Genomic DNA, 21,168 nt, shown 5'->3' on the forward strand with positions numbered 1-21,168 from the left:
TATGGCAAATATTAAAATTAGTGTTTTAGATCAAAGCCAGGTTAGCCGTAATGGCAGCGCAGCACAGGCTTTGGCAAACTCAGGCAAATTGGTAAAAATTGCTGATGAACTCGGCTTTGAAAGGTATTGGGTTAGTGAGCACCATAACTTTAAATTCGTTGCAGGAACATCTCCCGAAGTCCTTATTTGCGTCCCATTCTAAAAGGATAAGGGTTGGTTCAGGAGGTATTATGCTGCCTAATCACAGCACTCTTAAGGCTGCTGAAAATTTTGGATTGCTGGCAACACTTTTTCCCGGGCGTATTGATTTGGGGATAGGGCGTGCACCGGGTGGAGACAGGCTTTCTGCACATTTGCTTAATCCTTCCAATACGTTTAGCGAGAAAGACTTTTATCAGCAGCTTATAGATTTAAAGGAATATTTAAAGGGAGATGAAACACCGGAAACTGTTCATGAAAAGGTAAAGGCATATCCCCTTGCTGAAATTTTGCCTGAATTATGGATTTTAACTTCCAGCGGAGGGAGTGCCCAATTTGCCGCACATTTTGGTATGGCACTGTCCTTTGCACATTTTATAAACCCTGTTGGAGGGCCGGAGGTAGTTGCTGTATACAGGGATAGTTTTAAACCTTCGGCAGAGTTGCAGGAACCAAAAGTGAACGCAGGTATTTTTGCCTTTTGCAGTGAGGATGAACAAAAGGTGGCCGACTGGGTTACTGAATTTGATTACAGGATGCTGCATATAGAAATGGGCGCAACGGGTGATTTACCCTCTCTTGAAGAAATTAAAGCTATGCAGTACAATATGCACCAGCGTGCACGCATTGCCTACAACAGGGGCAGATTTATTGCAGGTACTCCAGATGTAGTTTATAAAAAGCTAACCCAGTTTGCAAACGACTATAACATAGATGAAATAATGATTGCTACTATGGCAGAAGATTTTGAAGACAGGAAAAAATCGTATGAACTTATTGCAGAAATGTTCAGGTAATTATTCTCCCGGATATTGTTTCCAGGGCTCCTGCCTGCCCCCAAAATTTTTAGCCTCAATATAAATCTTTTTAACACTCGGGAATTTTAATTTTATACTGTCTTCAAGCTGGTTTATTGCTGTAAAAAGCTCTCCCACCGTCATCTCTTTCTGAAACTCAACGTCGAGTGCAAGCAGTATTTCGTTTGGTGCCAGGTGCATGGTTAGCGGAAAGTATAATGTTTTTACCCTTTCCTCATTATTAACCATTTCATATATACCTTTTACTATTTCATTTTTAGCACTTTCCCCAACAAGGAGGCCTTTACTTTCCTTTACCATTGTTATGGCTACCGTTACCAAAACAAGCCCAATTAAAATAGACGCAACAGCATCATATACAGGGTTTTGAAAATAGTGCCCTAAAAATACACCGGCCAAAGCTATAAGCAGCCCCGCAATGGCAGCACTTTCTTCATATATTACCGCAAAAAGCCCGGGGTCTTTACTCATGCTTAACTCTTTCCAAAATCCAAGTGAACCCCTGCTTTTATTAAACTGCTTTACGGCATATACCAGCGAAGCCCCTTCAAAAATTATGGATGAACCAAGCACAATATAATTCCAGAAAGGGTCGCGGAGTTCAACAGGATGCTGCAGGTGTGTAATACCCTCATATACCGACATGCCGCCACCAAGCGAGAATACCAGTATTGCCACAATTAATGCCCAAAAATATATTTCTTTTCCATGGCCGAAAGGATGGTCCCTGTCAGGAGGGCGCTGGCTCCTTTTCATGCCAAGCAATAGCAGCAGCGAATTACCACTATCTACCGTACTGTGGATACCCTCGGATATCATGGCTGAACTACCCGTTACAGATGCTGCAATAAATTTAACAGCAGCAATGCATAAGTTAGCCGCCAGGGCGCCATAAATGGCTATTTTTGAACTTCCTGTCATGTGCATTAAGAAAAATCCCCAATACATAAGTACCGGGGATGGTTATATATAAGCAGGCTAAAGCCTAATATCTTTCATTAGTTTCCTCAAAATCATCATCATCACTTGACAATGACTGGTTTTGGTCTTCGTCAAGGTCTACATTATCCTGAAGTATGTAATCGTCCTGGTTAAAAGCATCGGAGTACTCACTGTTATCACCTTCCCTGTTCCATTTCTCATTCCCCCTGTTTTCATCAAAATTATCGCTGTCAGATAATCTTACGGTATCATCATCATTGGTATAGGTTACACCCGGCTGCTCCATAGCAAGATATTTATCGGTATCTTCTGCAATACCGTTTTCTTTTTCAAATCCCTCTTTACTATTTCCGCTGTCAGGGCGTTTTTCATTTAACCAGTCACTACCGGAATTATCTGTTCTATGTGTTGATAGTTTTGCGGGGTTTTCGTTTCCGTTATTTTTATTCTCGTTTTCCATAGCATTTTTTGTTAAAATAAAAGCATTGTACCAAGCTCATTTAGCTTTAAAAGCTTAAGGTTTGTTTTTAAAAGATTTTTTAATAACTGATTGCAGGATAAAACTTCTGCTTTTGCCTCCTGCTCAAACTCTGCGGCAGCCTGTTCAAACTGCAGTGCATTTACCGCATTGTTACTTTCCCTGTTTGTAGTAAATCTTTCCATAGCTTAGCCGGTTTAATGTATTTTAATTTGTGTAGCTTTCTTTCCCCTAAATTACAAACTTTATAGGCACGTTATGCTAATAATTCTATAACAGAATATTAAATAAATGCCAATTTTAACATTTACCCATAATTAACACAATTTTAAAAACTAACTGTAGGTAAATGCCTATTTTTAAAAGTTAAATGCATTATTAAATATGGACATAACATTTTATAACAACCCCAAATTATCTATCCTTATCCCTGTTCTTTTCTTAGCATGGGAAGACGACATACTTACAAATGAAGAATTTAAGGCAATAGATGAGTTTATAGATGTACAGGAAATAACAAAAGAGGAAAAGGAGTTTTTAAAATCTAAGATAAACCTTAAAGCGCCCCCAACCCGCTCAGAATTATACCAATGGCGGGAAAAAATAAAAAAAACGCTTGAAAGCACTGTCAGGCCTGAAAACCTTTTAGGTTTAGGTGTTTTGATTGCCAACAGCGAAAGGCCGGCATTAAAGGGGGAAGATATTGAAAAAATAGCCCCTGCCTTTACAAAAATGGAAACGAAGCTTGGAATTATAAGTAAGGAGATAATTGATTCTTTGCTGCAAAGCCGTAATACAATAACACACAGGCACAATACTGTAGAAAGTTTTGATGTGGCAGAAGTGACTAAAATTCTTGATGGCAGCCAGGCTGAAATAATAAACAAAGTAAAAAACATCATTGCTTCGCCTGAGTTTGCACTTGCCAAATATACGGATGTCAACAAATACCGTGAACATGTAATGGAGTGGTGCAAAATACTGGCTGATGAAGGGTTAGGTTCTTATGCTTATCCTGAAGAACAGGGAGGCAAAGATGATATTGAAGGTTATTTTTCCATAATGGAAACATTAAGTTATCACGATTTAAGCCTTGTTATAAAATTCGGTGTGCAGTTTGGCCTTTGGGGAATGAGCATTTTATCACTGGGTACAGAAAAGCATTACAGGAAATATCTACCGCAGGTAGGCTCGCTTGAACTGCCCGGCTGTTTTGCCATGACGGAAACCCACCACGGCTCAAATGTAAAAGGTATTGAAACCACAGCCACCTATAACCACAGTAACAGGACTTTCACTATTAATACACCCGAAAAATATGCCCGTAAGGAATATATAGGAAATGCTGCGCAACATGGTGAAATGGCTACCGTTTTTGCAAAACTTATAATAGATGGTAAAGATTACGGGGTTAATACATTTATTGTCCCAATACGGGATAAACAGCAAAACGTACTGCCAGGTATTACTATTGAGGATTGTGGCGTAAAAATGGGATTAAACGGAGTTGATAACGGCATATTGTCTTTTAATAACGTTGTGGTACCTTATGACAATATGCTTGACAAGTTTGCCGGGGTAAACGAAAACGGAGAATTTGAAAGCCCTATACCAAGTGATAACAGGCGGTTTTTTACCATGCTGGGTACACTTGTGGGAGGGCGTATCGGGATACCGCGCTCCGCTCTGGCAGCAGCAAAAACAGGATTGGCTATAGCTGTAAAATATGGTGATAAGCGCAGGCAGTTCGGCCCTGAAGGAGGGCACGAAGTACCCATTCTTAACTACAGGATGCACCAGCTTAGGCTTATGCCTTACCTTGCCAATGCCTATGCCATACATTTCGGGCTGCAGTACCTTACACAGCGTTTTATTAACCGAACCGAAGATGAAATGCAGGAAATTGAGGCAATGGCAGCAGGAATGAAAGCCTATTCTACCTGGAATACCCGAAATACATTACAGGAATGCCGTGAGGCATGCGGCGGTAAAGGTTACATATCTGAAAACCGCATAGACGATTTAAAAAACGATACTGAAATATATACCACTTTTGAAGGTGATAACACGGTTTTAATGCAACTCGTAGCCAAAAACAGGCTGGGTGAATTCCGTAAGCAGTTTGGAGAAATGAATGCAGCCACTATATTTAATTATGTAATAAGCCAGGCAAAAACAGGCATTACCGAAAAAAATCCTTTTACTATACGCAATACAGATGAAGAACACCTAAAGAGCAGTGAATTCCATATAAATGCATTTTATTACAGGGAAAGGGAATTGGTAAGTTCTGCAGCGAGGCGTTTTAAAAAACTTGTTGACAGCGGGCTTGATACTTTTGATGCTGCCAATATAGTGCATCCGCATATGCTGCAACTGGCAGAGGCATATCTTGACAGGGTTATGCTTGAGCAATTCCAGTTACAGTTGGATATAATTAACGATGAAGCAATTAATCAGGTAATGCAAAGGCTTTGCTGCCTGTTTGCATTAAACAAAATAGAGGAAAATAAAGCATGGTACCTAGAGCAGGGCTATATGGAAGGTGTAAAAACCAAAGCTATAAGGAAAATGGTGAGCCAGCTATGTTGGGAGATAAGGCAGGATGCAGTGCCGTTAGTAAATGCTTTTAATATTCCTGACAGCTGCCTTGCCCCTATTGTTACCAACCGCAGTGCGGAAGCCTGATTTTAAAATATATTTACCTGCCAATTTTTATTGCTATCATAACACAACTGCCCGTTTTTAACCACAAGCGGGCAGTTAAAGTTGTTTGTATATAATCCTCCTGTACCCAGGCCCTGTGGCATCATGTTATTTTGAAGGAACGTCCACTGTGCAATAGCATTAAGCCCCACATTACTTTCAAGCGCAGATGTTACCCACCATCCGATTCCCAGTGATTCTGCAAGTTGTATCCATTCCAGGCTACCACGAAATCCGCCTATAAGGCTTGGTTTTAAAATAATATACTGCGGCTTTATTTGCTCCAGTAAATCTTTTTTTGCTTTATAACCAAATATGCCTATCAACTCCTCGTCAAGTGCTATGGGTAAAGGTGTGCCTTTACACAAATCGGCCATATCATTAATTTTTCCCTGCTTTATAGGCTGTTCAATACTATGTATTTGATATTTTGATAGTTGAATTAGTTTATTTAAAGCTTCATGTTCATTAAAAGCGCCGTTTGCATCAACTCTTATTTCAATTTCATCAGCACTGTAATTGGAACGTATAAATTTTAAAAGCCCTATTTCTTTTTCAAAATCAATAGCACCTATTTTCAGCTTTATGCAATTAAAACCCTGTACCAGTTTTTCATCAATCTGTTGCTTCATATAAGCTTCATCGCCCATCCACACCAGGCCGTTAATAGGTATATTTTTTTCACCCTGTGTAAAACCAGAAGGAAAAAGCAGGAAAGGATTTTTAGCGTTTAAAGAGGCAAATGCCATTTCAATGCCGAACTGTATAGACGGAAATTCTTTTAATTCTTCCCATAGCACATCTTCACCCAAATGGATATTATTACAGGCCCATTTAAGCTTATCTTCATAATCCGGCCTGTCATCAATACTTAATGAACGCAAAATGCCACATTCGCCTACCCCCTTTTTACCATTATCTTCTATAATAATAAACCAGGTTTCTTTTTCAGTAAGAACGCCCCGCGATGTTCCGCTGGGGCGTTTAAAATTGAGTATGTATTTTAAATACTTGGCTTTCATTACAGTTCAAGCGATTTTCCTATTTCAAGAAGCATCAGGTCTTTATCTTTATCATAAAACTTCTTTTTAGCCTCTTCATGGTTAATTTTTATATAACCGAAGGTATCATAATGATACCCCAGCACTTTATCACATTCTAAAAAGTCGGAGGCTATAATCGCATCTTCCACATCCATTGTAAAATTGCTGCCTATGGGCAGTATAGCTAAATCTAGCTTAGTGCGCAGCGGTATCAGTTTCATATCATAGGTAAGTGCCGTATCTCCTGCTATATAAATATTTTTATGCTCGCCTTCAATTACAAATCCACCCTGATTGCCGCCATAGGTTCCATCAGGAAAAGAACTTGAATGGTGCGCAACAACATATTTTACTTTTCCAAAATCAAAATTCCAGCTTCCGCCATGGTTCATTGGGTGTACTTTATAACCTTTTTTCTCATAATAGCCTGCAATCTCAGCGTTGGAAACTATTGTAGCTCCGGTATTCTGCACAATGGCATCCACATCCAGTATATGGTCGCCGTGGGCATGTGTAATAAGCACGTAATCGGCTTTAAGCTCATTGATGTTTATATGTTTAGCCTGCTCATTTGCTGAAATATAGGGGTCAACAATAATATTTTTTCCTCCCACTTCTATTCCCAGGCTGGCATGGCCGTAAAATGTTATTTTCATGATATAGTTGTTTAAGTTGTTACCTATAATTGTAATGCTATGCTTAATAACACCGAAAGTAAAAAAGTACTTAGTGCCACTTTTTTGAGTTCGGGGTCTAAATCCCGTGGAATTTTATTTGCTGTAACTGTTTTAATATGAATGAAAAAAGGCACATAAGCTGCACAAAATATATATTGTATCGGCTTAAAACCATACAATATAGCAAACAGCAACGTTAAAAGCAAGGCTGTTATAATTATTGTATAATGATATATTTTGGCTTTTGCAGGCCCCATTTTTACTACCAGCGTATTTTTTCCTGCCATAGCATCCGAAACCTGGTCACGCATATTGTTCAGGTTTAAAACAGCCACACTCAATAAACCTACAGATATAGCGGGGAGCACTAAAAGCGCATCAACACTTTTAGTATATAAAAAACTGCAGCCTAAAACACTTACCAGCCCAAAAAATATAAATACAAAAAAATCTCCCAGCCCCCTGTAGCCATAGGCAGAGCTTCCAACTGTATATTTGATGGCAGAAGCTATAGCGGCTAATCCCAGAAAAAAGAAAAATAAAGAATAAGCGAAGTTTTCCTTACCAAATGATACATAAATAAGCATAACAGAGGCAGCAAGGGTAAGTATTGAAGTGAGTATTATTCCGTTCTTCATTTCACCTACTGTTATTGAGCCGCTTTGCACTGCCCTTTGCGGGCCGATACGATTTTCATTATCAGTACCTTTTATACCATCGCCATAATCATTGGCAAAATTTGAAAGTACCTGCAGCCCAAGTGTGGTTAGTAATGCAAGTGCAAAAATATCCCAATTAAAAATTTCTTTTTGCAGCGAATAGGCATAAAAACTGCCTACTAATATACCTGAGACCGAAAGCGGCAATGTACGTAACCGTGCGGCTGAAAGCCAAGCTTTTGCTTTTAACATTTTAAATAACTATTACATCCAGTTTTTATTGGTAGTTTCTACCTGGTACAGCCAATAATTTACAAACTGCTTTAGCCTTGAGTAATCGGCGAGGCCAAAGCTTAATGCACCGGCGGCAGTATGTATGGTAACAATACCAATATTTAACGACTTATGCCAAAAATACTGTGTAAGGCTGATGGTTTGTATTTTATGCGGGGCAAGATATTCTACATCAACATCCCAGGCACCGCTTTGCTTTATAATAAATTCATCATTTACAAACAGCCTGTAATTCCTGAAACTAAAAGCGATAATAAGTAGTACAAAAATTACATAAAAGGGTAATGAAATAAAATATTCCTTTAAATCTGAAGCTACAGTATATGCCAGTGAAAAATAAATACCCAATGGGATTATGAGGGTAAAAATAACCTTCATAAGTAATTTCCTGAAATTTGGCTTTAGCATTACTCCCCTTTCCGGTATTTGTTCCAACAGTATCTTTAATAATGCATTGGTTTCGCTGTTACTGCATCCCGGTATCTCTATTGCCGATTTCTGCTGTTCTTTAGAAGTAGTTTGTAAATGCGAGGCCTGCCTTACTTTCAGGTCATTAATATTCATTTTTTTCTGAAAGAAATTCCCTCCTACAATTACAGACTGTACCCTTTCAGGTTTTATTATTGTGTTCCTTGTGTTTAAAAGTCCAAAAGATAGCAGTAAACCATTTTGCTGCTTTGTTATTTGGTAATTATAATATTTAAGGATGGTACGCGAAAGGTTAACCAGCAGCGTGAGCACAACTATAAATAGTATGATTAAAACAAAAAATTTAAGTACCAGTTCAGTATTAATAGTATCAAAAGGGTCATCTTCATATCCTGTCGCTTCCACAAAATCCTCTACATACTGGAAAACAGTGATAAAAAAAGCAAACAACAGCGCAAAACTGCGAGCGTAATTTGATGTTATACCGGTTTTAAAAAGGCTGGCAAGGCTTATTTTTATAAAAGGGATGGATTCCTTCTGGTTTAAAGTTTTGGCACTATCAGCTTCCAAAACCTGTTTTGTGCTGTTTTTACTGCCTTCCAAAAGCCGGGTTTTAAGCTCGCTTGCAAGCTCGTGGGTTATTGCCTTAATAGAAACTTCCTTTTCGCTGCTTCCTGCCGTATCAACCTGAAGCTCATGCACACCTATAAACTTCTGGATTAATGACTGGTTAATATTTACCTGCTGTATCTTATCTAAAGGAATGGCAAGGCGGCTTTTATTTATAATACCGGTGTTTACAATAAATTCTTCATTCTCTTCATCAAGAAAAAAGGTAAAGTTGCGGTACTTTAAATAGGCTATAATACTTACTAAAACAAAAACAGCTATGGCTGTAGCCAGTAAATATATTTTATTCATTTCATCAATACGCAAAATCCATACAATAAGTATAGGCCAAAGCGCACGCGCTGTTTGCTGTATGGTATCGGCAAACATTACCACAACACCCACAAGCGATTGCCGCTGCGGATGGCTAAAGTTGTTCTTCGGGCTGTCCTGCATTTTTTTCCTCTTCCTTACTGTTATCTATTTTACCCATTACAAGGTACCTTACTTTTTCGGCAAGTCCTTTTTCAAGCCCCGGTATTTTTATATCGCTGCTCACACCCCCGGCAGTAAAAATTTCCACCTTGGCCAAACCAAACCTGCGCGATAAAAAACCCTCATGAATGGCAGCATGCTGCACACGGTTATAGGGTATAATAGTAGTGGTTATGGCTATAGCCCCGGTACGGTAAATTACATCATGTGTACGGAAAGCAAAACTTTTATTTTTAAAACTTATATATGAAACGGTTATAGATACTATAACCAAAAAAGCATAAACAAGAGAAACCAAAAGCCAATAAGGCCTTATCTCCGGAAAGTAGTAAAACGCTAATCCTGCGGCTATGGCAAAAATCCCATAAAACAAAGCAATGTTAAACATTACTATTTTTAAATAGGATGGATGGATCTTTGTCAGATTTGCATCTTCAAACTTTGGCAGTTCGTTTAAATCAACTGTGTTGTTGGTAAAATCCATTAGGGTATCCACTTAATGTCTTTAAAGTTAGGTTTTCTTTTTTCAAGGAAAGCATCACGCCCTTCTTTAGCCTCCTCTGTCATATAAGTAAGCCTTGTTGCCTCACCTGCAAAAACCTGCTGCCCTACCATACCGTCATCAGTAAGGTTAAAAGCAAATTTGAGCATTTTGATAGATGTTGGCGATTTTGCCAATATTTCCTGTGCCCATTCATAAGCAGTATCTTCAAGTTCATTGTGCGGTATAACGGCGTTAACCATACCCATTTCATAGGCTTCCTGTGCTGAATAGTTGCGCCCTAAAAAGAATATTTCCCTTGCACGTTTCTGCCCTACCATTTTAGCCAGGTAAGCCGAGCCGTAGCCTCCGTCAAAACTGGTAACATCCGCATCCGTTTGTTTGAATATAGCATGTTCTTTGCTGGCAAGGGTAAGGTCGCACACTACATGCAGGCTGTGCCCCCCGCCCACTGCCCAGCCGGGCACTACGGCAATAACCACTTTTGGCATAAAGCGTATCAGCCTTTGCACTTCAAGTATATTTAAGCGGTGCATGCCATCATCCCCAACATAACCCTGTTGCCCGCGCGCTTTTTGGTCGCCACCGCTGCAAAATGAATATATGCCGTCTTTAGATGAGGGGCCTTCAGCCGAAAGCAAGACAACACCTATAGAAGTATCTTCCCTTGCATCAAGGAAAGCTTCAAAAAGTTCGCTTGTTGTTTTGGGACGGAATGCATTGCGCACATCGGGTCTGTTAAAGGCTATACGTGCTACACCATCGCATTTTTTATATGTTATATCTTCAAATTCTTTTACTGTTTTCCAGTTAATAGTACTCATGTTGTAAAGTTATTTAGCGTAAAAATAAGCCATTTTTAGTATTTTTCAATAACAGCCTGCATGTGTATTTATCATACAGCCCCTAAACTTCTTTTGTTCAAAACATTAAATCATCTGCCAGCAATAAAATTATATTTTTTAGTGTTAAACTGTAAAATAATACCTGCCTAAAAAAATTGTGATGTTTATATTTGCTTTTCATGCATATTAAAAAATGAAGATTTCAAAAATTTTACCCTATATATTAGCACTCTCAGTTATATCCTGTAAAAAAGAAAAGCCTTTGCTGGCTGAACATAAAGTGGAGATTAAAAATCCAGAAGATACTGTTTTTCAGTTTAATAACTTACAGGTAACACTGAAAAAGCTTAAAAGCCCCGAAAAAAAACTTAAAGAAGAAAGCATAAAAAGCTTTTATGAAAAGAACTGGCCTAAGGATGATTTGAGCGGCGGTTTCCTGGTTGCTAAAAACGGACAGGTTATTTATGAAACATATGGCGGCTATGCCAACCGCTCCACTAAAGAAGAGATTACCGCTGATACACCTTTGCATATAGCCTCTGTAAGTAAGGTATTTACAGCAGCAGCAATTATGAAACTTATAGATGGCGGCAAGCTTGAGTTAGACCAGAAGGTAAACACTATATTGCCTACATTCCCCTACAAGGAAATAACTATAAAAATGCTTCTTAACCACCGGAGCGGGCTTCCTAACTATGCCTATTTTTGCGACGACCGCAAAATATGGAACCGCAGCATGCTGCACAACCAGGATATACTGAACCTGCTGGCAAAGCATAAATTCAACCTGTATTTTAAACCTGACAGGAAATTCGGCTATTGCAATACTAACTACGCCATGCTTGCCTTGGTTATAGAAAAAATTACCGGGAATAACTACCGCGATGCAATGCAAAAAATGTTATTTGAACCTTTAGGCATGAAAAACACCTATGTTTTTGATTATGAAAAACATAAAGCTACTGCAAGCCGTTCTTATAAAGGCAATAATGTATTATATGGTTTTGATTTTCTTGATGATGTTTACGGAGATAAAAATATATACTCAACTCCCCGTGATTTATTAAAATTTGACCTTGCCAACTATTGTAATAACTTTCTTGACCCCGACCTGGTTAAAAAAGTATTCAGGGGATACAGTTATGAGCACAAAGGTGTAAAGAATTATGGGCTCGGCATAAGGCTGCACGAATGGAAAACCGGCGAAAAATTATTTTACCATAATGGCTGGTGGCATGGCAATACATCGTCCTATGTTACCCTAAAAAAAGACACTGTAGTTATGATAGCGTTATCTAATAAGTTTTCCTACAAGCCTTATAAAATATGGAAAATGGCAACCCTTTTTGGCTCCTACCCCATTGAAGGCGAAAAGGATGATGCGCCTGAATAATTAATTTGCCTTAAACCTTATTACTTTAAAAGATAAATGCCATCCTCTTTTATATCAATAAGTTTTTGTTTGTAGAGGCTGCCTATTGCTTTTTTAAATGTTTTCTTGCTCATTTGCAGCACTGTTTTTATATCTTCAGGATGGCTGTTGTCATTAAGCCTTAAAAAACCCCTGCCAGAGCGCAGTTCATCAAGTATTTTTTCAGCATTGGGTTCTATGCCTTCATACCCCTGTTTTTGTAATGTAACATCAATTTTATTATCAGGGCGTATATTCTTTATATAACCTTTTAATTTATCACCCGTCCTCAATTCCTTATAAACATCATCTTTATACAAAAGCCCCTTATGCTTTTGATTGATAATAACATTAATGCCCATATCCGTAATATGCGAAACCAGCAGGTCAACCTCTTCTCCTGTTTCAACAGTTAATTCCTCATTATCCAGGAATTGGCTTATTTTGCTTGAACCTGCCAACCTGTTGCTCTTTTCATCCAGATACATATATATAATATATCGCTTGCCTTCTTCCATTGGCCTTGCCTGCTCACGAAATGGCACAAAAAGATCTTTTTCAAGCCCCCAGTCAACAAATGCGCCGAACTTATTAATGTAACTTACTCTTAATAATGCGAATTCATTAAGTCTGATATACGGTTTTAATGTTGTAGCCACAGGACGTTCTTCCTGGTCAAGGTATATAAAGACATCTATTTCGTCTCCAATTTCAAAAGTACGGGGTACATATTTTTTTGGAAGTAAAACATCTGTTTTACCATCTGTAAGAAAAAGCCCTACAGAAGTAGTGCGGTCTATTTTTAGTGTATTGTATTTACCTATTTCAATCATTATATTACAGTTAATTAAAGATACGGTTTTGAACTGATATTATATCAATTCCTTGAAATACTGCTTCAATATTTCATCATTTACCAGCATTGGTGTAAAAATTTCCAATATAGCTTTTACAGATGATTGTTTTAATACTGCTATACCGGAACTTAAGCTGTTTTCATCATCTGCTTTTATGTATTCAAAACCATACATTGCTGCCAAATGTGATGCGTTTAAAGTATGGGCAGTTTCAAAATAAGTATTGAATACGGCATTTTCCCTGTGTCCGGGCAATATTCTGAAAATACCGCCACCACCATTATTTATTACGATTATTTTAAAATTGTCAGGTATATAATTGTTCCACAAAGCATTGCTGTCATATAGGAAACTTACATCACCCGTTATTAAAAACGTTTCCTTTTCGGTTGCAACAGCCGCACCAATTGCTGTTGATGTACAGCCATCAATGCCACTTGTGCCACGGTTGCAAAATACTTCTATGCCTGGTTTAATTGAAAATAACTGTGCATAGCGTATAGGCGAACTGTTACTGATATGAAGTTGCGAATAATCGGGGATTTCAGGCAGTAACATATCAAAAGCCTTCAGGTCAGAAAAAGGCGTTTTTTGCAGGTAGGCTTCTTGCTTTACCTTTCTGTATTCCTTTACTGTTTCAGCCATACGGCTGTAATTACTGTTTTTGGCTTCTGTTAAAGGTAAAAATCTTTTAAGGAAATGATTTGGGGTTTCCTTAAATTGTTTTGTGAGGGCGCCGTAGGTATCATACGCCCTAAGCTTATCAATATGCCAATGATTTGCAGGCTTATAGTTGCGCAACCATGCTTTTACCCTTTTTGAAACTACCATACCCCCAAAAGTGAGCAATATTTCCGGCTGCCATGCCTTAAAATCTTCTTCTGTAAAAGGGGTAATAACGGTATCAATATTACTTATAAAAGATTGGTGATGCAGATTGGAAGTAGTTTCTGTCATCACAACTACAGAAGGATCCTGAGCAAGCCTGTTGATAACATCTATATCAATGGTGTCTGGATTATTAACCCCGACCATCAGTAATTTTTTTTCGGCTTTATTCCATTCAGAAATATAAGGCTCTAAATTTTCTTCTGCTTTTTCCGCTTTAACAGTACTATCAGGAATTTCAGTCTTTACAGTCAAGTTATCGACTGTCTGATATAAAGGCTCCTCAAAAGGGGCGTTAATGTGTACAGGCCCTTTTTGGCTTACAGCAGTATCTATCGCTTCACTTATTTTATGGTCGTTTACGGCAGAAGCACCTTCTGTAAGGTTGGCAGAAAACAGTATATGATTGGCATATACATTTTCCTGTCGTATAGTTTGCCCATCCCCAATATCAATTTTATCATGCGGCCTGTCAGCAGAAATCACCACCAAAGGCACCTGGCTGTAAAAAGCTTCTGCTACAGCTGGGTAATAATTAAGCAAAGCCGAACCGGATGTACAAACCACAGCAACCGGCTTTTGTAATTGTTGCGCCATACCTGTTGCAAAAAAAGCTGCGCAGCGCTCATCGGCTATGCTATAGCATTTAAAGGCAGGGTTACTTGCAAAACCAATGGTTAAAGGTGCATTTCGCGATCCGGGTGATATTACAATATCGGTAACGCCTTTGGCAAGGCAAATCTGTATAATGCTTTGCGCTAAAGGAATTTCAGGATAGGTCATTTTTCAATTATCAGGATTTAATCCAGCTTACAATTTCATCATCTGTAGGTAAGGTACGCGGACTTATTACTTTTTCAAGCTCGCCATTTTCATTAATCAGGTATTTTTGAAAATTCCACTCTACCTCGCTATCCTGTAGGCCATTCAGGCTTTTTTGCGTCAGGAATTTATATACCGGCGACATATCATTTCCTTTTACAGATATTTTCTCCATCATAGGGAAAGTAACGCCATAGTTCATTTCACAAAATGAAGCTATTTCTTCATTTGTACCTGGCTCCTGCCCTGCGAAATTATTAGCCGGGAAACCTACAATAACCAGCCCTTTATCTTTATATTCTTTGTAAATGGCTTCAAGGTCTTTATACTGTGGAGTTAGCCCACATTTGGACGCTGTATTTACTATTATTATTTTTTTGCCTTTAAGTGTGGAAAAATCAAAATCATTTCCATACAGGTCTTTCACTTTAAACTGGTATATGGTTTGTTTGGCCATCGGCTTAATTTTTTGAGTTTTGTTTTCCTGTTTATTTTGTGCCTGGTTCTGGCAACTTAATAACAAGAGTCCGCAGGTTAATAACAGTACACTTTTCATAAGCTTTATATAATTTAAAGTTACAAATTACTTTTTAAGATATTTCCTGTATTGCATAAAAGATATTATACCCAGTATAACTACCCCCAGTGCCATCCAGAAAAAATACATTGGTGTCCTGACTTCGCCACTGGCGTAAGAATGAAGACCTGTAAGGTAAAAGTTAACCCCGAAATATGTCATTAATATTGATGCAAATGCCATCACGCTAAAAAAGTTGAACAACCATGAACCACGCAGTGCAGGTACAAGGCGCATGTGTATAACAAAGGCATAAACCATTATACTTACAAGAGCCCAGGTTTCTTTAGGGTCCCAGCCCCAATAACGCCCCCAGCTTTCGTTGGCCCACTGCCCGCCGAGGAAGTTACCAATAGTAAGCATAACAAGCCCTACTGTAAGTGCCATTTCATTTATATAGGTAATCTCTTTTATATTCAAGTCCATTTTTACCTTATTCCTGCTATTGGTAAACAGCATTAACAACATAGCCACAAGCCCCAATATCATACCGAGTGTAAACGGGCCATAGCTGGCCACAATAACAGCTACGTGTATCATCAGCCAGTAGGAATTAAGTACCGGTACAAGATTGCCAATTTCAGGATCTGTCCAGTTCCAGTGTGCCACCATAAGCACAATAGAGGCTACAAAGGCAGAGGCAGCAACTGTTAGCTGCGATTTCCTGCCAAATGCAAGCCCGAAGAACATAGTAGCCCAACCTACATAAATAACCGACTCATAAGCATTACTCCAAGGTGCGTGGCCTGATATGTACCAACGTACAATAAGTCCTGCAGTATGCAGTGCAAACAGGATAGCTATAATTACATGAAAGGTTTTTACGGCAATACCAATTTCCTTTCTCTTATTAAAAATGTTGATTATAACAAAAAGCAACATAAGCAAACCGGCATACATATACCATGAAAACAGCTTTTTAAATATATCATACTTGTTGTATAGTATTTCTGCCTCTACCTTATCATCTTTGGGCATGACTTCAGCACCATACTTATGCTGGTAGTTTTTAAGCCCCTCCAGCAAGCTGTTGGCGGTAGTATAATCATTAGTTTCCGATGCCTTAGCCAGCGATTGTATATAAAATGGCACCACATTTTTAATGGTATCCAGTGCAGTATTGGTGGGCTGGTTTACTTCAAGGTAGGAAACCCATTTGTTATTCTTATCCCCCGGTACAGGGAAAACCTTTAATATCTGCCCTGTTAATGCCGAATATAAAAGGTCTATACGCCTGCCAATATCCATATAATCTTTCTGGAATTGCGTGGGTACTGCCTCCCTGTAGGCTTTGTCTAACTTGTCGGAGAGTTTATAATTTCCCTTATCATCAAAAAAATCAGATAGGGCAGCATATTTTGCATCCTTTTCAATCCCTGCAATTATCCTCAGGCTGTCATTACCCCTTTTAAGGTAAATTACAGGTATATTGAACCATGCCTGGTCCAGCATAGACATGGATAAGAACACCTGGTCGGCATTCATATCCTTGTAGGTATCGCTCTTGCTTACCTTGCGCAGCAGTTCTGAAGCAAAAGTATTTACAGGTTTCATCCTGCCCCCTGCATCCTGTATAATAACACGTCCGAATTTTGCAGCATGTTCCTCACTTACCTTATATTTATGTATAAGCGAATCGAGTTGCTTTTGAGAAGGCTTTTCATGCGAGTGTTGTGCATAGCCGCCAATACTTAGGAATAACAGTAAAAAAGTAATTATGGCTGCTTTCTTTTCTCTTACTTTTTTCAGTTTTTGCTTCAGGTCGCCAAAGCGGGTATTTTTATCAAAAAGTATTGCCATAAGGCCGATATATAAAAGGAAGTACCCTATGTAGGTAATCCAGGTTCCCCAGAAATCATGGTTAACAGAAAGCACAGTACCCTTTTCATCATCATCAAAAGAGGACTGGAAAAAACGATATCCTTTATAATCCAGTACGTGGTTCATATAAATACGCGCATCAAAACTTTCATTGTTTTCCGCATCTGTAACTGTTACCTGGCTCTCAAAGGAGACATAGCTTTTTTCCGTTCCGGGATATTTTTCCGCAATAAAGTCATTAAGCTTTATTGCGAAAGGAAGTTCATATACTTTACTGCCATATAAAAGCGTATATTCTAAATTCCCTAATTTAAACGACTGCGGAATTCCCATTTTTCCCTTATTCCCCAACAGAGTTACATCCCGCTCCTGCCCTTCAGAACGTACTGTAACGGTCAGGGCTGCATCTTCCCTTGTTTTGTAATCGTTATTAGACTCATAATCCATCCTGCCTTTAATAGCCGGTTCAGGAAAAACAAAACGGGTACCCGCCATATTATAAAGTGAACGCAGCATTAATGGCTGTACCGAATCTTTTACTACATTGCCTTTAAACTGGTCGGCCATACGCATAAAATCACCTTCAAAGGGAGAAGAGATTGTATAGCTGTCTCCATCCATCCCTATATTAATGGCTCCTTCGGTAGGTTTATTAAAAGCAAAAAGTATATTATGGATGCTCTGCACCTCACCTTCCTTTAAGTAATGCTCATGGCGGCCGCCATCTCCGGCTTCAACAAGTTTTATATAATGTACCCCGGCAGGATCTTCTTTTATTACTTCCTTAGCTCCAAGTTTAAAATCTTTGTATTCTACCTCAAAGGGTATTTCGTTGAACTTGCCCGATAATGAAAAATCATTATTGGCTACAGGAGATAATAATAAATGTTTTTCAAAGGTACGGCGGCGCATTTGCCCCTGGTATTCCCCGTCAACCAAAACAGTAAGGTATGTCCCGTCTGAATAAAAACGGCTTTCTTCAGCACCCTCCCTTATGGGCATCCTGCCTTCGTAACTTATATACCTTGTAATAAAAGCCCCGAAAATTATTAATATAAATGAAAGGTGAAGTAATAAAGTAGCCCATTTTTCTTTTTTATGAAGGCTGTAACGCTTTATATTACCAATAAAATTAATCATGAAAAACAGCATTATGGCCTCAAACCACCATGCGTTGTAAATATATATACGTGCAGTATCAGTATTGTAAGCATCTTCCACAAAGGTACCTATACCCATTGCAAGTGCAAAAACAATAAAAAGTATGGCCATTAAACGTGTGGAGGATAAAAAGGAAATTATTTTGTCCATAAGGTTACGGAAGTAATTTTATATTCCTGCAAAAATACTTAAAACTTCACTTTTAAAAGCCTTTTTAAAAATTAAATAATAAGCAATGCTATTCTAACCATTCTTTTAACAAAAACACAGTAAATAGAAATTCATTTTATAAAATTTACAGCTATAGTGTAAATATTAAAACCAACTGTTATATTTGAATTTACAACCTATAACCAAAACACATGAAGAAAATTTATTTATTAGCCGCTGTATTGGCATTATCTGTTAACGCTTTAGCACAAACTGAAGCCACAACCAAAGATGGTAAAAGTGTATTGCTTAACAGTGACGGTACATGGATTTATGCCGATTGCGGCCGGTATATAAAAACCAAAACCTACGATAACGGTAAAACTTCCGTATCGTCCAAAGAAAATATACAGATTAATAATAACGGGAAAAACAACGGTTTGTCTATACTTGTTTTAAAAGGTTCATCTGCTTTAATTTTATCATTCGGGCCGGCCGACAGGGCAGTAAAATGCGTTAAGGAAGATGCTAAAATGAATATTGTATTTGCCGATGGCACTACAGCAGGGCTAACGCACATGAAAGAGTTGGATTGTGAAGGCAATTTTGTGGTATTTTTGGGCAAGGATTTAGGAAATGCTGCCAGCCTTGATAAAATAAGGACTAAAAAAATAAAAAAACTTACTATAGATTTTACAGAAACTAAAAACGGCAAACTTGCGACTGACACACAGGAATTTGTTTTTACAGACGCTGAGGCTTCCCTTTTTATAAATACTGTTAAATGTATAACTGATATGTAATTGAATTATAATGAGAATAAGGAAAATACTATTGTTGTTCCTGCTGGGTGCTACCGCGTTTGCACAGGAAGTAAAACAAAATAACCAGCCGTTATTTGATGATATAACCTACCGCAGGGGCAATGTGTACCGCTCTGCTTCAGGTGTGCCCGGCCCTGAGTACTGGCAAAACCGGGCTGATTATGAAATAGAAGCTGAACTGGACGATAAAGCCAATACAATAAAAGGCAGGTTTACCATGACCTATTATAATAACAGCCCCGAAAAGCTGGATTATATATGGATGTACCTTGAGCAAAACCGTTTTACGGAAGATTCCAGGGGAACGCTTACCACCCCCATAATGGGAAACAGGTACTCAGGCGATACGGATGGAGGCATAACAATAACAGGCCTTTCAGCCAAAAGTAAAGGCAAGCCTTCATCAAAATACCTTATTTCGGATACAAGGATGCAGGTGTTTTTTAATGAGCCTATTAAGGCAAAAGGCGGTAAAGCTACCGTTTCCATGAATTTCGAGTTTAAAATACCCGAAGAAGGAATGGACAGGATGGGGCAATACAAAACCAATAAAGGCACTATATACTCCCTGGCGCAATGGTATCCAAGAGTTGCTGTTTTTGACGATGTTACCGGCTGGAATACAGAACCTTATCTTGGTGCAGGTGAATTTTATGTTGAATACGGCAACTTTGATTATAAAATTACCGTACCCTATAATCATATTGTTGTAGGCTCGGGAGAGCTGGTAAACGCAAAAGATGTGCTTACTAAAGAGCTTTTAAATCGGTGGGAAAAAGCACAGGAAAGCGATAAAACCGTATATCTTATTGCTCCGGAGGAAGTGGGCAATACCAGCCTTACAAGGCCGGTGCAAAACGGCAAGCTAACCTGGCATTTTAAAATGAAAAATACCCGCGATGTGGCTTTTGCCTCCTCCACAGCTTTTATCTGGGATGCGGCACGTATTAACCTGCCAGGTGGTAAAAAATCAATGGCACAATCTGTTTATCCCGCCGAAAGCGATGGCGTAAAGGCATGGTCTCGCTCTACGGAATACACCAAGGCATCAATAGAGCATTATTCAAAAATGTGGTTTGAATACCCTTACCCCAATGCGGTTAATGTAGCTTCAAACGTTGGGGGAATGGAATATCCCGGGGTTTCATTTTGCCATGCCGACTCTAAAGGGGCAGGGCTTTGGGATGTTACCGACCATGAATTTGGGCACAATTGGTTCCCCATGATTGTAGGCTCCAATGAACGCCGCCACGCATGGATGGATGAAGGCTTTAATACATTTATAAACTATTACAGCACGCTTGCTTTTAATAATGGTGAATATCCCACTGATATTGCCAAAAGCCGTAACAGGGTAATGTGGTTTAAATGGCGTGGCAGGGAAAGTATTTCTACCTACCCTGATGTGGCACAAGGCATGAACCTTGCTTATACGGCATACTACAAACCCGCAACGGGTTTAATAATGCTAAGGGAATATATACTGGGGCACGAGCGTTTTGATAATGCTTTCAGGGCATATATAAAAGCGTGGGCCTATAAACACCCGCAGCCAACAGATTTTTATAACTGCATGGAAAATGTGGCCGGGGAAAACCTGAACTGGTTCTGGAGGGGGTGGTTTATTTCAAATGCAAATATAGACTTGGGAATAAGCAAGGTAACTGATAATAGTGATTCAACTATTATAACATTTACCAATAAAGGTGAAATGCCTATGCCTGTGGTGTTTAAAATAATATTTGAAGATGATACACAAGAAACAAGGACTTTGCCTGTGGAGGTATGGCAGCGCCAGAATGAATGGGATTATCTTGTAAAATCTCCTAAAAAAATAAAAGTTATAGATATAGACCCCGGCAGGTACACCCCTGACATTAATGGAAGTGATAACTCCTGGATAAGGGATGAGTAATGATTAACAGGCCGGCACTTTTTAGCCGGCTTAATTTTTAATAATTT

At 38.7% G+C, this 21,168-nt stretch carries 18 protein-coding genes and 2 pseudogenes; 6 read left to right on the plus strand and 14 right to left on the minus strand.

Annotated features, from left to right (window positions below; translation table 11 throughout):
* The first annotated feature begins 1 nt into the window (after nt 1).
* The gene (locus GSF09_RS13715) at nt 2–202 is read left to right on the plus strand and encodes an LLM class flavin-dependent oxidoreductase (RefSeq protein ID WP_201309304.1); all 201 of its coding nucleotides are present in this window, start codon (nt 2–4) and stop codon (nt 200–202) included.
* On the plus strand, nt 159–995 hold the full coding sequence (locus GSF09_RS00850; RefSeq protein ID WP_201309305.1) for an MsnO8 family LLM class oxidoreductase: 837 nt from the start codon (nt 159–161) through the stop codon (nt 993–995). Before GSF09_RS13715 ends, GSF09_RS00850 begins: the two co-directional genes overlap by 44 nt.
* Here the strand turns inward: GSF09_RS00850 and GSF09_RS00855 are convergent, their stop codons facing one another.
* From GSF09_RS00855 to GSF09_RS00865, 3 genes are all read right to left on the minus strand, one after another.
* Complete coding sequence (locus GSF09_RS00855; protein WP_159799033.1) at nt 996–1,937, minus strand: cation diffusion facilitator family transporter; 942 nt, start codon at nt 1,935–1,937, stop codon at nt 996–998.
* 64 nt (nt 1,938–2,001) lie between these two features.
* A complete protein-coding gene (locus GSF09_RS00860; RefSeq protein WP_159799034.1) occupies nt 2,002–2,418 on the minus strand; it encodes a hypothetical protein in 417 nt (138 codons plus the stop codon).
* A gap of 11 nt (nt 2,419–2,429) precedes the next feature.
* Nucleotides 2,430–2,621 (minus strand): hypothetical protein, encoded by a 192-nt coding sequence (locus GSF09_RS00865; RefSeq protein ID WP_159799035.1) that lies wholly within the window; start codon nt 2,619–2,621, stop codon nt 2,430–2,432.
* A gap of 199 nt (nt 2,622–2,820) precedes the next feature.
* On the opposite strand from GSF09_RS00865, the gene GSF09_RS00870 reads away from it, so the two are divergent.
* A complete protein-coding gene (locus GSF09_RS00870; protein ID WP_159799036.1) occupies nt 2,821–5,124 on the plus strand; it encodes an acyl-CoA dehydrogenase in 2,304 nt (767 codons plus the stop codon).
* 2 nt (nt 5,125–5,126) lie between these two features.
* On the opposite strand, the gene GSF09_RS00875 is transcribed toward GSF09_RS00870, so the two are convergent.
* From GSF09_RS00875 to GSF09_RS00900, 7 genes and pseudogenes are all read right to left on the minus strand, one after another.
* Nucleotides 5,127–6,164 (minus strand): o-succinylbenzoate synthase, encoded by a 1,038-nt coding sequence (locus GSF09_RS00875; protein ID WP_159799037.1) that lies wholly within the window; start codon nt 6,162–6,164, stop codon nt 5,127–5,129.
* Complete coding sequence (locus GSF09_RS00880) at nt 6,164–6,841, minus strand: metal-dependent hydrolase (protein WP_159799038.1); 678 nt, start codon at nt 6,839–6,841, stop codon at nt 6,164–6,166. Before GSF09_RS00880 ends, GSF09_RS00875 begins: the two co-directional genes overlap by 1 nt.
* Before the next feature lie 23 nt (nt 6,842–6,864).
* On the minus strand, nt 6,865–7,773 hold the full coding sequence (menA, locus tag GSF09_RS00885; RefSeq protein WP_159799039.1) for a 1,4-dihydroxy-2-naphthoate octaprenyltransferase: 909 nt from the start codon (nt 7,771–7,773) through the stop codon (nt 6,865–6,867).
* A 25-nt stretch (nt 7,774–7,798) separates the two neighbouring features.
* Nucleotides 7,799–7,888: pseudogene (locus GSF09_RS13820) on the minus strand (hypothetical protein); the annotation flags it as partial.
* A pseudogene (locus GSF09_RS00890) lies at nt 7,876–9,309 on the minus strand (PH domain-containing protein); the annotation flags it as partial. The pseudogenes GSF09_RS13820 and GSF09_RS00890, both read right to left, overlap by 13 nt.
* On the minus strand, nt 9,281–9,844 hold the full coding sequence (locus GSF09_RS00895; protein ID WP_236564828.1) for a PH domain-containing protein: 564 nt from the start codon (nt 9,842–9,844) through the stop codon (nt 9,281–9,283). The gene GSF09_RS00895 and the pseudogene GSF09_RS00890, both read right to left, overlap by 29 nt.
* On the minus strand, nt 9,832–10,674 hold the full coding sequence (locus GSF09_RS00900; protein WP_201309306.1) for a 1,4-dihydroxy-2-naphthoyl-CoA synthase: 843 nt from the start codon (nt 10,672–10,674) through the stop codon (nt 9,832–9,834). Before GSF09_RS00900 ends, GSF09_RS00895 begins: the two co-directional genes overlap by 13 nt.
* 214 nt (nt 10,675–10,888) lie before the next feature.
* On the opposite strand from GSF09_RS00900, the gene GSF09_RS00905 reads away from it, so the two are divergent.
* Complete coding sequence (locus tag GSF09_RS00905) at nt 10,889–12,088, plus strand: serine hydrolase (protein ID WP_159799041.1); 1,200 nt, start codon at nt 10,889–10,891, stop codon at nt 12,086–12,088.
* Between the two features lie 20 nt (nt 12,089–12,108).
* On the opposite strand, the gene GSF09_RS00910 is transcribed toward GSF09_RS00905, so the two are convergent.
* The 4 genes from GSF09_RS00910 to ccsA are packed head-to-tail and all read right to left on the minus strand — an operon-like array spanning nt 12,109 to nt 18,382.
* Nucleotides 12,109–12,939: a S1 RNA-binding domain-containing protein gene (locus tag GSF09_RS00910; RefSeq protein ID WP_159799042.1), complete on the minus strand. Its 831-nt coding sequence runs from the start codon at nt 12,937–12,939 to the stop codon at nt 12,109–12,111.
* A gap of 39 nt (nt 12,940–12,978) precedes the next feature.
* Nucleotides 12,979–14,634 (minus strand): 2-succinyl-5-enolpyruvyl-6-hydroxy-3-cyclohexene-1-carboxylic-acid synthase, encoded by a 1,656-nt coding sequence (menD, locus tag GSF09_RS00915; protein WP_159799043.1) that lies wholly within the window; start codon nt 14,632–14,634, stop codon nt 12,979–12,981.
* Nucleotides 14,635–14,644: 10 nt separating this feature from the next.
* Nucleotides 14,645–15,229, minus strand: coding sequence for a glutathione peroxidase (locus tag GSF09_RS00920; RefSeq protein ID WP_159799044.1), 585 nt, complete (start codon nt 15,227–15,229; stop codon nt 14,645–14,647).
* Nucleotides 15,230–15,256: 27 nt separating this feature from the next.
* Nucleotides 15,257–18,382 (minus strand): cytochrome c biogenesis protein CcsA, encoded by a 3,126-nt coding sequence (ccsA, locus tag GSF09_RS00925; protein WP_159799045.1) that lies wholly within the window; start codon nt 18,380–18,382, stop codon nt 15,257–15,259.
* A gap of 212 nt (nt 18,383–18,594) precedes the next feature.
* Here ccsA and GSF09_RS00930 point away from each other — a divergent pair, with 212 nt between their 5' ends.
* Complete coding sequence (locus tag GSF09_RS00930; RefSeq protein ID WP_159799046.1) at nt 18,595–19,185, plus strand: hypothetical protein; 591 nt, start codon at nt 18,595–18,597, stop codon at nt 19,183–19,185.
* 10 nt (nt 19,186–19,195) lie between these two features.
* Nucleotides 19,196–21,121, plus strand: coding sequence for a M1 family metallopeptidase (locus GSF09_RS00935; protein WP_159799047.1), 1,926 nt, complete (start codon nt 19,196–19,198; stop codon nt 21,119–21,121).
* The last annotated feature ends 47 nt before the right edge of the window (nt 21,122–21,168 follow it).

The sequence above is a fragment of the Flavobacterium sp. MK4S-17 genome, from assembly GCF_009848495.1.
Classification (GTDB): domain Bacteria; phylum Bacteroidota; class Bacteroidia; order Flavobacteriales; family Flavobacteriaceae; genus Flavobacterium.